We start from the raw sequence: 17,246 nt of genomic DNA on the forward strand, positions 1-17,246 counted from the left end.
TGGGTCCGGCTGGTGCCTTTCTGTTCAGTGAAGCCTGGGGTGACGCCCGGACAGTAAAGCACAATTTGCTGAATTCCGCTGCGCGGGGTTTTACCCTCCAGAACGCTTGCGGCGCGCGAAAAAAACGGCCCGCCTCGATGATTCGGGGCGGGCCGTTGCGTTGCAGTGCAGCGATCGAAGCGAGATCGAAGCGCCGCGAGATCGGGCGTTGATCAATCGTGATGCACGGGTTCGTGCGGTTCGTGCGCGAGGCGCGAATGCCGGCGCGAATAGCCGAAATAGACGATGAGGCCGAACGCGGTCCAGACCAGGAACGCGACCCACGTGAGCGGCTGAAGGTTGATCATGAGAAACAGGCACGAGCCCACCGCGAGAATGGGCACCACGGGCACGCCCGGGCAGCGGAACGCGCGCGGCAGGTGCGGGTGCGTCTTGCGCAGTACGAGCACGGCGATCGACACCATCGAGAATGCGGCGAGCGTGCCGATGTTGATGAGCTCGGCCAGCACGTTCAGCGGCACGAGCGCGCCGATCAGGCCAAAGAAAATGCCCACGAGCCATGTCGTGAAGAACGGCGTGGCGAAGCGCGGGTGCACCTTCGAGAGCCTGGCGGGCAAGAGGCCGTCGCGCGACATCGCGTAGATGATGCGGGTCTGGCCGTAGCTCATCACGAGGATCACGGTGAGCATGCCAAGCACGGCGCCCAGATCGATGAAGCCTGCGACCCAGTTTTCGCCCACCGCCTGGAGCGCGAACGAGACCGGATGGCCAACGTGCGCGAAGCGCTCCGAGGGCACGATGCCGGTCACGACAGCGGCCACGGCGACGTACAGCACCGCGCACACGGCGAGCGAGGCGATGATGCCGATGGGCAGATCGCGCTTGGGGTTCTTCACTTCCTCGGCGGCGGAAGACACCGAGTCGAAGCCGATGAACGCGAAGAACATCACGGCCGCCGCGCCGAACACGCCGCGCCAGCCGTTGGGCATGAACGGATGCCAGTTCGCAGGGGTGACGTGGAACACGCCCACGGCGATCACGAGCAGCACCACGGTCACCTTGATCGCCACCATGATGTTGTTGATGCGCGTGGATTCGCGCACGCCCACGGAGAGGAGCGCCGTGATCGCCATCATCACGAGGAAGGCGGGCAGGTTGAAGAGCGTGTGCACGCCGGGCACGGCGCCGGGTGCGGCCGAGAGCGCGGCGGGCAGCGTGAGGCCAAAGCCGGAAAGCAGCGACTGCAGGTAGCCAGACCAGCCCACCGAGACCGCGGAAGTGGCGAGCCCATACTCGAGCATCAGGTCCCAGCCGATCACCCACGCGGCCAGCTCGCCGAGCGTAGCGTACGAGTAGGTGTAGATCGAGCCGGCCACCGGAATGGTCGAGGCGAACTCGGCGTAGGCGAGCGCGGCGAAGCAGCACGCCACGGCGGCGATGAGGAACGCGATCATGAGCGCTGGGCCGGCTTGCACAGCGCCCGTGCCGGTCAGCACGAAAATGCCGGTGCCGATGATCGCGCCGATGCCGAGAAAGGTGAGGTCGAGCGCGCCAAGTGCTTTTTTCAGGCCGGCGCCCTTGGCGCTCGCCTGCAGCATGTGCTCGACGTTCTTCTTGCGAAAGAGGGACATTTGGCGGGGAACTCCACGTAAAACGCGCGAAGGCGAGGCACTGGCGCGGTTCGTTGACCCACGCCCGCCTTCGCCGGCTTCGCGTGCCGGATGTCTGGGGGAAACCCTAAATTTTAGCGGATGTGGTGCGAGAGACCGGTTGAGCAGGGTCGGAAACGCTCGCGTGACGCGGACGATTCCGCCGCAAACCGGGACGCGCGAGCGCGATCCTTGCCGGGACCCGCGCAAACGGCGAATTTCATTTCCAGATCAACGGTTTGTGGCGAGAAGCCCGCCTTGATGCCGCAGCGTCGCCTGGCTATCAGGCGTTGACGGTGGGCGAGAGGTCGACGAGCCGGTTGCTCATCACATAGAAGGTCAGCTCGGCGTTGTTGGTGAGCTTCATCTTTTCGAGCAGGCGCGTGCGGTAGACGCTCACCGTCTTCACCGAAAGCGAAAGCGCGTGTGCGATGTCGGTGAGACGCTTGCCCGAGGCGAGCATGCACAGCGTCTGGTATTCCCGGTCGGAGAGCTTCTCGTGGGGCAGTTGCTCGCCGTCCACCAGCACGTAGTCGGCGAGTGCTTCGGCCATCGCCGGGCTCACGTACTTGCGGCCCGCGGCGACCTGCTGGATGGCCGCGATCATCTGCGCGGCGTCCACCGTCTTCGAGAGGTAGCCCGCTGCGCCCGCCTTGAGCGCGCGCACCGCGTATTGATCCTCGCGATACATCGAGAACATCAGCACCGGCACGCGCGGCGCCTTTTTCTTGGCGCGCTTGAGCACCTCCACGCCGTTCATGTCCGGCAGCGAGATGTCGAGCAGGACCACGTCGCACACATGCTTCGCGATCGCGGCGAGCGCCTCGGCGCCCGTTTGCGCCTCGATCACCTCGGCCGCAATGCCGCGGTCGAGCAGCAACTGGCGAACGCCCTGGCGCACGACGGCATGGTCGTCGACGAGCAGGATGCGATGGGTCATGAGCGGGCGCCTTCTTTCATCAGGAGGGGCGAGGCGGATTGGGAGACGGCAAGCAGCGCGTCCCATGCAAAGCGCGCGCGCACAGTCGTGCCGCGCTGGGACGCTTCGTGTTGTGTGCCTTCGTGAGCCGCTCGCGCGATGCCGCCCTTGACGGCGCGCAGCGAGCCGCCGAAGGCGGCGCAGCGCTCGCGCATGCCGGCGAGGCCGTAATGACCGGAGCGGGTGGCGCGGTTTTCAGTGCTGCAGTCGTCCTGCCCGTACGTCGGGTGGCGGCGTGTGCGAACGGTGGCGCGCGCAAGGCCGATGCCGTCGTCGGCGATGGTGAGCGTGAGGTGGCGCGCGGTGCTTTCGAGCCGCACCTCGGCGCACGTGGCCTGCGCGTGGCGCGCCACGTTGGCGAGCGCTTCCTGGGCTACGCGGAACACGGCGAGCGCGGCCTCGGCGGGCAGGCGGGCGAGGCGCGCGTCGTCGCTGGCAGCGGCCACGCGGGCGGCGAGGCCCGTGCGCTCCGCGAAACCGCGCACCCAGCCCGAGAGCGCGGGAGCCAGGCCCGCATCGAGTTGCGGCGCGTGCAGGCCGTCGAGCACGTGTCGCATCGCGCCGGTCGCGGCTTCGAGCGAGCGGGCCACGAGCGCGAGCGCTTCGGCGCATTGCGGCGGGGCGTTGGCGGGCAGCCAGGTGTGGACGTTGGCGAGCGCGAAGTGCGTGGCGGCGAGTTCCGCGCCAACGCTGTCGTGCAGGTCGCGCGCGAGCCGATGGCGTGCGGCTTCGTCAGCGTGAATGGATTGGGCGGCGCCGCCGTGGGAAAGCGTCCGGCGCGTGCGCCGGCCTTCGCCGCGCGCAGGCGCGGCAATCTGGCGATGCGCCCGATCGAACTCTTCGAGCGCGGCTAGCGTGGCCGCCTCGTCGGCGGCGGCGGACCATGCGAGGAAGGCGAGGCCGTCGACGCCATGAGCGGCGCGCGGCGCATCGCCGCCAGGCGTGCGCGCGTTCGGCGCGGCGTATCTCGACGTATCCATCCATCCCCCGTTCAGGAACCGGTTCCCGCTGTCAGACATCCGTCGGGATTGGTCTCCCCGGCGTGACGGTGAACAGCACGGCGCAGCGTAACGAAATTTACAACCAGTAACAACCTGGCTCTGCCCCTGGATACGAAGCAGTGTATCCAATGTTGCGTTGCGATAATATCTTAAAAAAAGAAAAACTTCATACTGGACAAGGGTTAGCGGCAAAACCTCACGTGTAGCATGAGGTCGCGGGCCTTTGTCATGTAGGAAAAATACTGACAGGAAAGGTATCGCATTTGTGTGACAACTGTAACGGCGTCAGCGACAAGATACGAGGCCAAATTAAAATGCGCGGGCGAAAAAAAACCGGAGCGCAAGGCTCCGGTTCTTCGAGTCGCGGGCGACCAGGGCGCGGCGCTTAGCCGACGAACGCCTTTTCCACCACGTAGTGACCCGGCTGGTTGTTGCTGCCTTCCTTGAGGCCGGCCTGCTCGAGCAGTTCGACGGTGTCGCGCAGCATGTGCGTGCTGCCGCAGAGCATGATGCGGTCGCGCTCCGGCGTGAACGGCGGCAGGTCGAGGTCTTCGAACAGCTTCTTCGTGTCGATCAGTTCGGTGATACGGCCGCGGTTGTCGAACACTTCGCGCGTGACGGTCGGGTAGTACACCAGCTTCTCGCGCACGATATCGCCGAGGTATTCATGCTCGCGCAGTTCTTCGGTGATGAAGTCCTTGTACGCGAGTTCGTCGACGAAACGGCAGGTGTGCGTGAGCACGATCTTGTCGAAGCGGTCGTAGATGTCCGGGTCCTTGATGATCGACATGAAGGGCGCGAGGCCCGTGCCGGTCGAGAGCAGCCACAGCACCTTGCCGGGCAGGAGGTTGTCGGCCACCAGCGTGCCGACGGGCTTCTTGCCGATCAGAACCTTGTCGCCGATCTTCAGATGCTGCAGGCGCGACGTGAGCGGGCCGTCCGGCACCTTGATGCTCAGGAATTCCAGATGCTCTTCATAGTTCGCGCTCGCGAGCGAGTACGCGCGCATCAGCGGCTTGCCGTCCACTTCGAGGCCGACCATGGTGAACTGGCCGTTGTCGAAACGCAGGGCCTGGTCGCGCGTGCAGGTGAAGCTGAAAAGCGTGTCGGTCCAGTGGTGGACGCTCAGAACGGTTTCTTCGGTGAATTTGCTCATGGTTCCTGAAGTGCGAAACAAGCGCCGCCTGACTGCGGCGATCCTGCCGGCTTGCTGTCCAGTACAGCGTAGCTTTGACGAAATGCTCGGGACCCGGCTGCGAGGCTGTCGTTGCCTTACGCCACGCAAGTCCCTGTTGTGTTGCCAGTTCGCTTCGCTGCGAACGAAGCGCAATCCGCTATTTTACCGCGCTCGAGCCGCGAGGACCCGGTCGATCCTGCTTGTCGATCCGCCTCGCCCGGGTTGGGTGCCCCAGGCGCAGCAAGGGAGGGTGGCTCGCTGCGGCGATGTGCTGGCTCCCGCACGCGGGCGCAGCACGTATCGGCGCGCATCGGCGGGGTCTGCTGGCGACGGCAAAAGGTGGCGGCGGCTCAGATTCCCGGCCCCGTGGGCCGGACTGGACCTTGCCAGGACCCGCGAGAGCGGGTCCTCGTATCGCTGGCAACACGTGCCAGATCGCGAAAAGGCGAACGGCGCGTGCGAATTTTCGGCTAGATGATACCGGAAGGTCTGACAGCCCGCAGCATTGACCCTGCTGCCGGGGCAGTTTCGGCGTGGCTTTTAGGCGCCGATGCGTGCGTAATGGCGCCATTTTCGACGCCGCAGCCGTGGTGCGGCAGTGCGCCGCGGCGCGTCAGATGCATGAGGGGCATGACCGCCCTAGCGGTCGGCCGCGAGCTTCACGCCGAGTCCGATCAGCGCGGCGCCGCAAAATGCGTCGATGGGGCGGCGCAGGCGGCGGTAGCCGCGCTGCGTGCGGTCGTCGGCGAACAGGAAGGCGAGGCTGCAATGCCAGCCGAACGACATCGTGGCGACCGTGGCGAGCGCGACGCCATAGAACCATAGCGGCGGATGCGCCGGAAACACGGCCGCGAACACGCTGGTCCAGAACACGCACGACTTGGGGTTTGTGAGGCAGGTGATGAGGCCCGCGCGCCAGGTGCGCAGCCACGCGCGCCGGTCGGCGGGAGGCGGCGGCGCGACTACGGCTTGCACCGCGGCAGCCAGTTCGCGCCGCACGCCCGAGCGCAGCAGCTTGAGGCCGAACCAGACGAGATAGAGCGCGCCCGCTACGCGCACGCCGTTGTAAAGCCAGCCGATGTGCTGCAGCACGGCCGCGAAGCCGAGCATGGCGAGCGCCGCCCAGAGCGTGGAGCCGACGCCCACGCCCGCCGCCGAGGCCACGCCGAGGCCGCGGCGGCCGGCAAGCGAAAGTTGCGTGACCATGAAGAAGTTGGGGCCGGGGCTGATGAGCGCAAACAGATAGACGACAACGATCTGCAGCAGCGTGGCGAGGTAATGCATCTGAGGACACCTGACGAAACGCGCGGCGCGCGCGACGCGACATCTTAGCGCGGGCCGGTGCCTGGCGGGGCGCGCCGCTGGCGGCGATTGGGGGAGTGTCGTGCGGAAGTTTCGGCTGAGCCGCGCGGCGTCGTTCAGCGCGTCAATCTTCGAGGCGCAGTCGCGCCATATACGGCAGGTGGTCGGAGAGCCAGGCGGTTTCCTGCGCGGGCTGGATCAGCTCGACGGGCTTGAGGCCCCGCACGAACATCTTGTCGAGCGCGAGCGCCGGGGAGAACGCCGGAAAGGTGCGCGCGGGCTCTCCGAGCAGCGTCGCGACTTCCTGCAGACCATGCTCTGCAAAAAGCGGCACGGAGTCGTTGCGCCAGTCGTTGAAGTCCCCGGCCAGCACGAGCGGCCCCTGCGGCGCTTCCTTCACGATCCAGTGCGCAATCCAGTTCATCTGTCGCAGCCGCGCGCTGCGCGTGAGCGCGAGATGCGCGCACAGCAGCGTGACGGACTGGCCGGCGACGTTTGCGCGCGCAACGAGCAGCCCGCGCCGCTCGAAGCGGTGTGCGGAGATGTCCCAGCGTCCGCCCAGATCGAGCGGATGCGGCGAGAGAATCGCATTGCCGTGCCGCCACGAAGGCTTGAATACGTTGGGCCCGAGGGCGATCTGCAATTCGAGCGACGTGGCGATTTCGGTTGCCTGGCAGTGCCAGACGTCGTCGAGCGGGTCGCCCAGCTGCGCGCCGAAGGCCGAGGCCAGCACCGGCTGCGGCAAGCGGCGGGCCATCGCCTCCTGGAGAAACCAGGCGTCGGCGTGGGTGGACTGCACCCAGCGCCGCATGGCCTCCCAGGCCTCGAAGCCAAGCGGCGAGCGGCCTTTGTGCAGATTCCAGCTCACGGCGACGAAGTCTTTGCTCTGCGAGGTGTCGATGAGCGGTTGTTCGGGATTTCGCATGCGTTTTTTCTAACGGATTGGGTCACGCCGGGTCATGCGTGGATCTGTGCGGTCACTGTGCGGACGCCGACGGCGGCGCGAGCGTTGCGCGCACCCGGTACGCAAGCGAGGGGTTCTGGTCGACGATCTGCCAGCTCACCCACTGCCCATCCGGCACGATCAGGCCCGGATGGCTCGCATTCACCTGACGCGGCTGCGGCGGCAGCCGGCAGCCTTCCGGCGTGCTTGGCGCGGCGTCGTTTTCGAGCGTTTCCTGCGCGTCGATCGAAAGGACGACCAGGTTTGCGCGCACCTGCAGCGGCGAAACGGTGATCGTGCGTGACAGATCAATGCTGCCTGCCGGCTGATCCTTGCAGCCCACGGTGTGCGAGACGACCTTGTGATGCGTGTCGGTGTGCGCCTGGCCGATCGAGGTCGTGCCATTGAACGCGTCGATTTGCTGGCCGTCGCGCATCACCTGCAGCTCCCACTGGACTGCGCCCTGCGTGACAGGTGTCGTCGCTGGTGCCGTCGCTGGCGCCACAGCAGTCGCGGCGGGTGCGGTGGGCGGCGGAGGAGGAGGCGGTGGGGGTTCCGTCGGGGCTTGCGCCAGCGCGCGCACGCTCGTTCCCGCGAGGGCGGCGAACAGCGTCACGGCGAGGCAATGTTTCCACAACTTCATATGGGGGGCTCCGTGCACGGCGCCGCGCGAGGCGACAGTGTCGGCAACGCTATGGCGGGGCGGGTACGTTCTGACCATCGATCCTATACCGGGTTCGCAAACGCCGGACCGCAGCGGTTCAGTGGAGATGGGGACGCGGCGGCCGCGCTTCAACCAAGGTGCGCCAAGAGATTGGTTATTGAAGCGCAACAACCATAAGTGCGACGGGGTAATTTGTCGCAAATTGTTGTCGTGACTGCAACGCTGACTTGTTGCTTATCGGGATGGTTTTTCGATAGCCCGTGTTTACACTGGCTTCGACGTGTCCAACACGTTGTTCGGATTGCCCGGTTGGCCAGCATGCGTTGCAAAGGTTGCCGGGCATCGCCACGAAGGAGCCTCGCCATGAAGACGTCCGTTACGCTCGCCGCCCTGCTGTTCAGCGCCGCCACCGCCCTTGCCACCGCGCCCGCGTTCGCCAGCGGCGATGCACCGACATCGTCGGTTCAATCGCTTCCCGTCGCGGCCGTCGCCACGAACAACGCCCCGAAGACGCGCGCCGAAGTGAAGGCCGAACTGGCCAGCGCCCGTGCTCACGGCGAACTGAGTCTGGACCCGAATTCGCCGGCTTATCCGCAGCAATACGCGATGGGCGGCTATACCGCGCCGCGCGAGCAGGCCACAGCGGGCTTCTTCCACGTTCGCAGCGCCGCCAACTAACGCTTCGGCTGCCGCGCGACTTCCATCCTCTGTTCCCTTCCGCTCGTACCAGGCGAGAGTCTGGCGTGGCCTGACCGCCGGGCAGCGTACAATTTTTGTCATGCGGCGGCGCGATTTTTGCGGCGCCGTCCCCATGGCAGAGAGGATCGCGGAGCGGCCGGCTTGCCTGCCGGCGCTGCGAAGGCGGGACGCAGGGACATGGACCAGATCGAATGCGTGGTGATCGGCGCGGGCGTCGTCGGCCTCGCCGTGGCGCGTGCGCTCGCCGCGCGCGGGCGCGAGGTGATCGTGCTCGAAGCCGCTGATGCCATCGGCACCAGCACCAGTTCGCGCAATAGCGAGGTGATTCACGCCGGGCTCTACTACCCGCGCGGCTCGCTCAAGGCGACGCTTTGCGTGCGCGGGCGCGAAATGCTCTACGAGTACTGCGCGTCGCGCAACGTCTCGCACGCTCGCTGCGGCAAGCTGCTCGTCGCCACGGCGGCGAACCAGATTCCGCAACTCGAGGCGATCCGCGCGCGGGGCAAGGAAAACGGCGTGTTCGACCTCACGCGCATCAGCGGCAGCGAGGCGCTCGCGCTCGAACCGGCGCTCGAATGCGTCGCCGCGGTGTACTCGCCGCAAACCGGCATCGTCGACAGCCATCAGCTCATGCTCGCGCTGCAAGGCGACGCCGAGCGCGACGGCGCCGTGATCGCGCTGAAGTCGCCCGTCGAGTCGATCGATGCGACGGGCGGCGGCTTCACCGTGAGGACGGGCGGCGACGCGCCGATCGACATCCGCGCCGCCTGTGTCGTCAACAGCGCGGGCCTCTACGCCACGAAGCTCGCCAAACGCATCCGCGGGCTCGACGCGCGCCACGTGCCGCCGTTCTATCTTGCGCGCGGCAATTACTTCAGCGTTTCGGGCCGCGTGCCGTTCACGCGCCTCATCTACCCGATGCCCAACGAAGCGGGTCTCGGCGTGCATCTCACGCTCGACCTGGGCGGCCAGGCGCGCTTTGGCCCCGACGTCGAGTGGATCGATGCGGTCGATTACGACGTCGATCCCCGCCGCGCCGAGTCCTTCTACGCGCAGATCCGCACCTACTGGCCAGCGCTCCCCGCCGGCGCGCTCCAGCCGGCCTACGCGGGCATCCGCCCGAAGCTCTCCGGTCCCGGCGAGCCCGCCGCCGACTTCATGATCCAGGGCGCGGCTTCGCACGGCGTGCGCGGGCTCGTGAACCTGTTCGGCATCGAGTCGCCGGGGCTCACAGCGTCGCTCGCGATTGCGCAGCGCGTGTGCGAGATGGCTTCGTTCGATTGATCCGGGTTCGCGCCATTCGCGCGCCCTTTTTGCGCTCAAGCGGCATCATGCCGCTCACTTATCTCCAGCATTGCAGCGTCACCGGGGCTGGCTTCGTTGTTAAGCTTCTTCGCGACGCCGCCACCAGAGCGGCTCAGAGGCATGCGCGGCGCGCGCCACACGAAAGCGCCGCGCGAAAACCCAGCGAATGAATCGCCACAATACTGGAGTGAGTCATATGAAATCGTCCCGCCGCAGCTTTCTGATCACCAGCATCGGCGTCGCTTCGACGCTCGCGCTTTCGCGCCAGGCCTTCGCCGACGCGCCCAAGGCTGCCGAATCCGATCCCACCTCCCAGGCGCTCGGCTACAAGCTCGACGCGACCAAGGTCGACAAGGCGAAATTCGCGAAGTACGCCGCCGGCCAAGACTGCAGCAACTGCACGTTTTATCAGGGCAAGGCCACCGACGCGTTCGCGCCGTGCCCGATGTTCGGCGGCAAGCAGGTCGCGGGCAAGGGCTGGTGCAGCGCCTATAACAAGAAGGCGTGATGAAACGGCACGGGCGGTGCAGCGCGTAGACCCCACACGCCTTGCCGCCTGCGCGTCGTTCGTAAAGGCGCGCTAGAGCCGCGCCAGCAGCAAAGGCGGCCGGCGGTTGAACCACGGCCGCGCCGCCTCCAGTTGCGCCGCGAGGCGTAGCAACAACGCGTCGTTGCCCTCGCGCGCGGCGAACTGAACGCCGATCGGCAGCCCACGCGCGTTCCACGCGAGCGGCACCGACATCGACGGCTGGCCCGTCAGGTTGAAAAGCTCCGTGCACCCAGCCCATGCGAACGCCTTGTTCGAGGCTTCGGTCAGCAGCTTTCTCATCAGCACTTCCACCGGGACGGCGGTGACCGCGCGCATTTGTATGCGTTCGCTCTGGCTTGGCTTCAGTTGGCCGATCTTCACCGGCGGCGCGGCGAGCGTCGGGCACAGCAGCACGTCGTAGCGCTTCATCAGGTCGGCGAGCTGCGCCGTGATGCGCTGCTGCACGTCGAGCGCCGCGGGCAGCTCACGCTCGCCGAGCTTTTGTCCAATGTGCGCCATGGCCCACGTCGAGATCTCGAACTCCTGACGGCGCGGCTTCGTGCCCGTGATGTCGTCCGCGTGCAGCACGTACTGTTCGGCCACCACCGACCACAGCACGAGAAACGCTTCGCGCGCCTCCCCGTAGTTCACCGGCAGCGAATACGGCTCGACGCGATGGCCGAGCGAGGTGAGCAGTGCGGCGGCGTCGTCGAGCGCGCTGCGCACTTCGGGCGAGACCGTGTCCGCGAACATCGGCTCAGTCAGCAGCGCGATGGCGAGCGGCTTCGAGCCGTCGAGCGGCGTGCGCGCGGCGTCGAGGAAGGTGCCGGGCGCGCCGGCTGGCAGCGCGGGGTCGCCGGCAATCAGGTCGAGCATGAGCGCGCTGTCACGCACGCTGCGCGAAACCGCGAGATCGACGCCGAGCGCGCCGGGCGGCGGCGCCACGTCGGACGCCGGCTGGAACGCGCGCGACGGTTTGAAGCCGAAGAGCCCGCAGCACGACGCCGGAATGCGGATCGACCCGCCGCCGTCGGACGCGTGCGCGAGCGGCACGATACCCGCGGCGACCGAAGCGGCCGCTCCGCCGCTCGAGCCGCCGGGCGTGTGATCGAGATTCCACGGGTTGCGGCAGGCGCCGAACAGCTCGGGTTCGGTGTAGGGCATCTGCCCGAGTTCGGAGGCGCTCGTCTTGCCGAAGATGTTCAGGCCCGCAGCGCGAAAGCGCGTGACCACGGGCGCGTCGGCGGTGGGAATGTAGTGGCGGTAATGGCGGCTGCCGAGCGTCATGCGCAGCCCGGCCACCGCCGCGCCGAGGTCCTTCACGAGAAACGGCACGCCCGCGAGCGGGCCAACGCTTAGCGCGTTCACGCCGTTGCCGGACGCCTCGATGCGCAGCGCGCGCTCGCGCGCCGCCTCGTAGTCCTTGAGGACGATGGCGTTGATCGCGGGATTGGTGGCTTCCGCGCGGGCGATGGCAGTGTCGAGCAGTTCGCGCGCGCTTACTTCGCGGCGGCGCACGAGATCGGCGAGGCCGATGGCGTCGTATTCCAGATAGTCGGACTGCAAGGCGCGCACTCCTCGTCGGGTTGGGGCTGCGTTGGGGCCCGGTTGGGACTACAAGGGCAGCGTACGCAAGGAGTGTAAGCGGGCAGCGTGCTCGCTGGGCTTGTCGTTGCGCACGCATCGATGCGCCAGGGCATGCGCACAACGACCGACGGGCGGCGGCGAGGCATCAACGCAACAACGGCCGCCGCCCGTGAGACAGCGCTATTGCAGATGCTCGGCGAGGAAGCTCAGCGTGCGGCCGTGCGCGAGCGCCGAAGCATGCTGGTTGTACGACGCGCGCACCGAGCAGTTGAAGCCGTGATCGGCGTTCGCGTACAGGTGGAACTCGGCGTTCGGGCGGCCCGCGAAACGCTCCTTCACCTGGCCCACCGCCGAGAGCGGAATGCCGTGATCGAGTTCGGCGTAGTGGAAGAGGATCGGCTTGGTGACCTTGTCGGCCAGGTCGAGCTGATTCTGGATGCCGCCGCCATAGTAGGACACCGCAGCATCTACCGAACCGCTCGCGGCCGCGAGGTAGGCCAGCCGGCCGCCAAAGCAGTAGCCGATCGCCGCGACCTTGCCCGTGCACTCGGGCAGCGCGCGCAGCGCGGCTGCCGTCGCGGCGATGTCCTCGACCACGAGGTTGACGTCCGTTTTCTGCATCAGCGCGATGCCGCGATCGCGGTCCGCGCCCACGTATTCGAGTTCGACGCGCGGGGCCGCGCGCCAGAAAACGTCGGGGGCGATCGCCACGTAGCCGTCGAGCGCGTATTGCTCGACGACGTCGCGGATGTGACCGTTCACGCCGAAGATCTCCTGGAGGATGACGATGCCCGGGCCTTTGCCGCCCTTGGGCAGCGCGAGGTACGCGCCGAAGCTGTCATTGCCGGCGGGAATGTCGATCCACTTGGTCGAAACGCTCATGTTGTTTCTCCGTGTTCATTAACGAGTCATGCAATGCGCCGCAGTGGGCTGGGTGTGGACTGGCAAGCGGCCAGCGCGCCGCCCGTGGCGCATCGCGAAATCGGGGAGCCAGTTTGCCATAGGCCGTTGAACCTCTGCAGCGCCGGTCAATCTCGCAAGCGGATCGTAATGATCTCGATTATTCATTTTTCGGGCAGGCGGGGTTTGGCTAGAGTCGGTAGCGATTTGCATCGTCACGCCTCATTCAGCCATATAAGGATCGCGTCATGAATTCTGTTCCCGCGTTGCGCACGTCGCCGGACTTTTCCACGCCGTTCAGCCGCCGGTTCGGCTTGCGCCTGCCGCTCGTGCAGGGGCCGATGGCGGGCGGTCCGACCACGCCTGCGCTCGTCGCGGCGGTCTCGAACGCGGGCGGACTCGGCTTTCTCGCCGGAGCGGCGCTTGCGCCCGAGAAGATCGCGAGCGAAGTTGCGGCGATTCGCGCGCTGACGGATAAGCCCTTCGGAGTGAATCTCTTCGTCCTCGACCCGGCGAATCCCGACGAAGCCACCGTGCGCCGCGCGCTCGAAGCCATCGATCCGGTGGCGGCGCACTTCGGCCTGCCACCTGGTGTTGCGCTCGCACGTTACGCACCCGACTTTCGCGCGCAGCTCGACATGGTGATCGAGTTGCGCGTGCCGGTGGTGAGCTTCACGTTCGGCCTTTTGCCCGCGGCCGATGTCGCGCGCCTGCACGCGGCCGGCAGCTACGTGATGGGCACGGCGACGCACGTGGCCGAAGGCCTCGCGTGGCGCGATGCGGGCGCGGATGCCATCGTCGCGCAAGGCGCCGAAGCGGGCGGGCACCGCGGCACGTTCAACGGCGAGGCGCCGCACGCGCTCGTCGGCACGATGGCGCTCGTGCCGCAACTCGTGGATGCGGTCGATGCGGCCGGCCTGCCCGTGCTGGCGGCGGGCGGCATCATGGATGGGCGCGGCATCGTCGCGGCGCTCGCGCTGGGCGCGCAAGGCGTGCAGATGGGCACCGCGTTTCTCGGCTGCACGCAAAGCGCGATTCCTGCCGACTGGAAGGCGCGGCTGCGTGCGTCGACGGATACCGCGACCTCGGTCACGCGCGCGATCACCGGGCGCCACGCGCGCGGCATTCGCAATCCGCTCATGCAGCAACTCGAGGCGCGCAATGAGACGGTCGCGCCGTACCCCGTGCAGAACGCGCTCACGCAGCCGTTGCGGCAGCGCGCGGCGCGCGAGAACGACGGCGATTATCTTTCGCTGTGGTCGGGGCAGGGCGCAGCGCTCTCGCGCTCGCGCGAGGACGGTCTCGGCGCGGGGCAAATCGTCGACGCGCTCGATGCCGAATGGCGCGCGGTGCTCGGCAAACTGAGTCACGCGTCGTCGGGCACGTAGCCGCATGAGATGAGTGTAAACAACGTATCGGCATCCGAAATTAATCGAATGCTTACTTGAATTGCCACTAGTCAAAAAGCGCGTGGTCGACATCCATGGAACTCGCAAACGTTATCGTGAATGCGAGGGATTTTCATATCGCTGCAACGCGTCCTGGTGTATTCCCGCAACGCGTGCGCTAACACACCAATAACTGCGGTCAAATAATCTTAAAAACGATTCGTGCAGGGCGCCTCAGGGAATATCCCAATTATTGGATCCAAAGTCGGGATGCCTTATTACATAAGGCTTGCGGTCGATTGATCAGGGTTTCGAAGTGTTCTTGCAGGACGCATATTGGTACTCGCACCAATATCTGAAAAAAATCCCCCAAATTAATTTGATCACCTACACTTGCGCGCAAGTATGGATGGGCGGCCCGCCATGAACGGGTCATTCGCCATGCTGGCCAGGTGCATCAAGGATGCATCCTGCGTGGTCGTCCGCACGGGGAGCGACACGTTCGGGGCGCGGGAGCACTGGGCGATTACGTAGCTTTTGGGTTCGAAACTGGAGACTTACATGAATATCAAGCTTCACAAGCTGTTGCCGATTAGCGCTGCGGCGATGCTGGCTGCGTCGTTCGCAACGGTGGCGAGCGCTGACGAAACGATCAAGATTGGTCACGTCGCGCCGCTGACGGGCGGCATTGCGCACCTCGGCAAAGACAACGAAAACGGCGCACGTCTCGCAGTCGAAGAGATCAACGCGAAGGGCCTCGTGATCGGTGGCCAGAAGATCACGCTCGTGCTCGACGCACAAGACGACGCAGCTGACCCGCGCACGGCCACCCAGGTCGCGCAAAAGCTCGTCGACGACAAGGTCGTTGCCGTCGTCGGCCACCTGAACTCGGGCACGTCGATCCCGGCTTCGAAGATCTACAGCGATGCAGGCATCGTGCAGATCTCGCCGTCGGCCACGAACCCGGCCTACACGCAGCAAGGCTTCAAGACGACGTACCGTGTCGTGGCGACCGACGCCCAGCAAGGTCCGGCGCTCGCGAACTACGCGGCGAAGAACCTGAAGGTCAAGACCGTTGCTGTGGTCGACGACTCGACGGCTTATGGCCAGGGTCTCGCGAACGAGTTCGAGAAGACCGCCAAGGCGCTCGGCATGAACGTGGTGTCGCATGACGCGACCAACGACAAGGCCGTGGACTTCCGCGCCATTCTGACGAAGATCAAGGGCGAAAACCCCGACGCGATCATGTACGGCGGCATGGACGCCACCGGCGGCCCGTTCGCGAAGCAAGCCAAGCAGCTTGGCCTGCGCGCGAAGGTGCTCGCGGGTGACGGCGTCTGTACCGACAAGCTGGCCGACCTCGCCGGCGACGCGACCGACAACATCGTGTGTTCGGAAGCAGGCATGGCGCTCGAGAAGATGCCGGGTGGCAAGGAATTCGAAGCCAAGTTCGAGAAGCGCTTCGGCCAGCCGATCCAGATCTACGCACCGTTCACGTATGACGCTGTGTACATCATCGTCGACGCAATGAAGCGTGCGAACTCGACGGATCCGGCAAAGATCCTCGCCCAAATGCCGACCACGGACTACAAGGGCGTGATTGGCGAGACGACCTTCGATTCGAAGGGCGACCTCAAGCACGGCGTGATCTCGCTGTACAACTACAAGGCGGGCAAGAAGTCGCTGCTCGACGTCGTGAAGATGTAAATCGCGTTTAGCGATTTCGCGCACGCGATTAGAAAAGCCCGCGGGTTTTCGTAACCCGCGGGCTTTTTGTTTGGCGTTGCGCGTGACGCGCTAGTCGATGCGCGATTAGATGCCCAACCTCCGCAACACCTTCGGCCCCGCAAACGCCACGAGTGCCGCGCACAACGCGACGACGGCGAGCCCGACCGTGAGATTGGTCACCTGCGCAATGCCGCCGATCACCACCGGCCCGAACAGCAGGCCGAAATACGCGATGCCCGCCACATGCGCGAGCCCTTCGGCTGCGTGGATGCCTTTCACGCGCGCGGCGGCCGCGAACAGCACCGGCATCATGTTGGCGAGGCCGAGACCCATGAGCGTGAAGCCCGTGAGCGCCGTGAACGAGTACGGCAGCAGCAGCGCGCCGATCATGCCGGCGCATGCCAGCGAGGCGCTCGCCAGCACCAGCTGCGGCGCGCCAAAGCGTGCGCGCACGGCGTCGCCGGCGAAGCGCGCCGCGGCCATGCCGCCCGAGAACGCCGCGTACGCCGCGCTGGCGAGCGCGGGCGTTGCGAGCACGACGTCGCGCATATAGACCGTGGCCCAGTCGTACATCGCGCCTTCGGCGATCAGCGCGATGAGCGCAATGGCGCCAAGCGCCCAGAGCGCCGGTGTGCGCCAGCGGTTGCCGGTTTTCGCGTGCTCGCCGTGCGTGGCGTGCGGCACATGCGGCAGGACGGCCGGGCACGAGACCCAGAGCACGAGCGCAGCAAGCGCCGAAGCCAGAAAGAGATGAAGCGCTGGTGCCATGCCGCGCGCGAGCAGCACGCCGCCAATCGCCGCGCCCGCCATGCCGCCCAGGCTGAACATGCCGTGCAGGCCCGACATGATCGGCTTGCCGACGGCTTCTTCCACAGCGCTCGCTTCGGCGTTCATGGCGACGTCGAGCGTGGCCATGCCCACGCCGAAAAACGCGAGCACGACGATCAGCATCCAGTAATACGGCACGACCAGGATCAACGCACCGCACACTGACATCGTGAGGCCGCCGGTGAGGCATGCGCGTCGCGAGCCCACGCGCGCGATCCAGCCGCCGATGGTCGTCATCGCGGCGATCGAGCCGCCCGCTACCGCGAAAAGCGCGTAGGAAAGCAGCGCCGGACTCAGATGGAACTTGTCGCGCACGGTAGGCACATGCACGCCCCACGACGCGTACATCATGCCGGCGACGAAAAAGAGCGCCATCGTCGCGATGCGCGCGCGATGACGCGTGGCGGCGGGCAGCGCCCGATGGTGGGCGGCGGGGCTCGCCACGCGCAGGGCGGGGTCGGTCGGTCGGTCGGACACGGGGATTCCGGGCAGAAGAAAGGGAAGGGACCAGGAAGGCGCCTGAAAGCAAACGATGATTCTAACGAAGGTGCGAGTCGCCCGTCGGAG

General features: G+C 66.4%; 15 protein-coding genes. 5 read left to right on the forward strand and 10 right to left on the reverse strand.

All coding sequences use genetic code 11. From position 1 onward, the window contains the following. Positions 1-212 precede the first annotated feature (212 nt). From bcaP to L0U83_RS00480, 7 genes are all read right to left on the reverse strand, one after another. A complete protein-coding gene (gene bcaP, locus L0U83_RS00450) occupies positions 213-1,631 on the reverse strand; it encodes a branched-chain amino acid transporter BcaP (protein ID WP_233878931.1) in 1,419 nt (472 codons plus the stop codon). A 301-nt stretch (positions 1,632-1,932) separates the two neighbouring features. Next, positions 1,933-2,589, reverse strand: coding sequence for a response regulator transcription factor RqpR (gene rqpR, locus L0U83_RS00455; protein WP_233878934.1), 657 nt, complete (start codon positions 2,587-2,589; stop codon positions 1,933-1,935). After that, positions 2,586-3,608 carry a sensor histidine kinase gene (locus L0U83_RS00460; protein WP_233878935.1) on the reverse strand — a complete coding sequence of 341 codons (1,023 nt, stop codon included), beginning with the start codon at positions 3,606-3,608 and terminating at the stop codon, positions 2,586-2,588. The genes rqpR and L0U83_RS00460 overlap by 4 nt, the downstream gene beginning before the upstream one ends. Before the next feature lie 406 nt (positions 3,609-4,014). After that, complete coding sequence (locus L0U83_RS00465) at positions 4,015-4,785, reverse strand: ferredoxin--NADP reductase (RefSeq protein WP_233878936.1); 771 nt, start codon at positions 4,783-4,785, stop codon at positions 4,015-4,017. A gap of 660 nt (positions 4,786-5,445) precedes the next feature. Then, positions 5,446-6,090 carry a LysE family translocator gene (locus L0U83_RS00470; RefSeq protein WP_233878939.1) on the reverse strand — a complete coding sequence of 215 codons (645 nt, stop codon included), beginning with the start codon at positions 6,088-6,090 and terminating at the stop codon, positions 5,446-5,448. 142 nt (positions 6,091-6,232) lie between these two features. Continuing rightward, positions 6,233-7,033: an endonuclease/exonuclease/phosphatase family protein gene (locus L0U83_RS00475; RefSeq protein WP_233878942.1), complete on the reverse strand. Its 801-nt coding sequence runs from the start codon at positions 7,031-7,033 to the stop codon at positions 6,233-6,235. 52 nt (positions 7,034-7,085) lie between these two features. Further along, entirely contained in the window at positions 7,086-7,688 is a 603-nt protein-coding gene (locus tag L0U83_RS00480) for a hypothetical protein (protein ID WP_373321037.1), read from the reverse strand. 390 nt (positions 7,689-8,078) lie between these two features. On the opposite strand from L0U83_RS00480, the gene L0U83_RS00485 reads away from it, so the two are divergent. The 3 genes from L0U83_RS00485 to L0U83_RS00495 all read left to right on the forward strand — a co-directional run bounded on the left by L0U83_RS00485 (position 8,079) and on the right by L0U83_RS00495 (position 10,227). After that, positions 8,079-8,393: a DUF4148 domain-containing protein gene (locus tag L0U83_RS00485; protein WP_233878945.1), complete on the forward strand. Its 315-nt coding sequence runs from the start codon at positions 8,079-8,081 to the stop codon at positions 8,391-8,393. 198 nt (positions 8,394-8,591) lie between these two features. After that, entirely contained in the window at positions 8,592-9,698 is a 1,107-nt protein-coding gene (locus L0U83_RS00490; RefSeq protein WP_233878947.1) for an NAD(P)/FAD-dependent oxidoreductase, read from the forward strand. Between the two features lie 217 nt (positions 9,699-9,915). Next, on the forward strand, positions 9,916-10,227 hold the full coding sequence (locus L0U83_RS00495; RefSeq protein ID WP_028203157.1) for a high-potential iron-sulfur protein: 312 nt from the start codon (positions 9,916-9,918) through the stop codon (positions 10,225-10,227). A gap of 72 nt (positions 10,228-10,299) precedes the next feature. On the opposite strand, the gene L0U83_RS00500 is transcribed toward L0U83_RS00495, so the two are convergent. Together L0U83_RS00500 and L0U83_RS00505 are read right to left on the reverse strand one after the other, a co-directional pair. Further along, positions 10,300-11,814 carry an amidase gene (locus tag L0U83_RS00500; RefSeq protein ID WP_233878949.1) on the reverse strand — a complete coding sequence of 505 codons (1,515 nt, stop codon included), beginning with the start codon at positions 11,812-11,814 and terminating at the stop codon, positions 10,300-10,302. 201 nt (positions 11,815-12,015) lie between these two features. Continuing rightward, the gene (locus L0U83_RS00505; RefSeq protein WP_233878950.1) at positions 12,016-12,717 is read right to left on the reverse strand and encodes a dienelactone hydrolase family protein; all 702 of its coding nucleotides are present in this window, start codon (positions 12,715-12,717) and stop codon (positions 12,016-12,018) included. Positions 12,718-12,983: 266 nt separating this feature from the next. Between L0U83_RS00505 and L0U83_RS00510 the strand changes: the two genes are divergently transcribed. Together L0U83_RS00510 and L0U83_RS00515 are read left to right on the forward strand one after the other, a co-directional pair. Continuing rightward, positions 12,984-14,123, forward strand: coding sequence for an NAD(P)H-dependent flavin oxidoreductase (locus L0U83_RS00510; RefSeq protein ID WP_233878951.1), 1,140 nt, complete (start codon positions 12,984-12,986; stop codon positions 14,121-14,123). 561 nt (positions 14,124-14,684) lie between these two features. Then, complete coding sequence (locus tag L0U83_RS00515; protein ID WP_233878953.1) at positions 14,685-15,830, forward strand: branched-chain amino acid ABC transporter substrate-binding protein; 1,146 nt, start codon at positions 14,685-14,687, stop codon at positions 15,828-15,830. Between the two features lie 105 nt (positions 15,831-15,935). On the opposite strand, the gene L0U83_RS00520 is transcribed toward L0U83_RS00515, so the two are convergent. Continuing rightward, a complete protein-coding gene (locus L0U83_RS00520; RefSeq protein WP_233878955.1) occupies positions 15,936-17,156 on the reverse strand; it encodes an MFS transporter in 1,221 nt (406 codons plus the stop codon). Between the last annotated feature and the right edge of the window lie 90 nt (positions 17,157-17,246).

Origin of the sequence: Paraburkholderia flagellata (assembly GCF_021390645.1) — a bacterium.
In the GTDB taxonomy this organism is placed as follows: Bacteria; Pseudomonadota; Gammaproteobacteria; order Burkholderiales; family Burkholderiaceae; genus Paraburkholderia; species Paraburkholderia flagellata.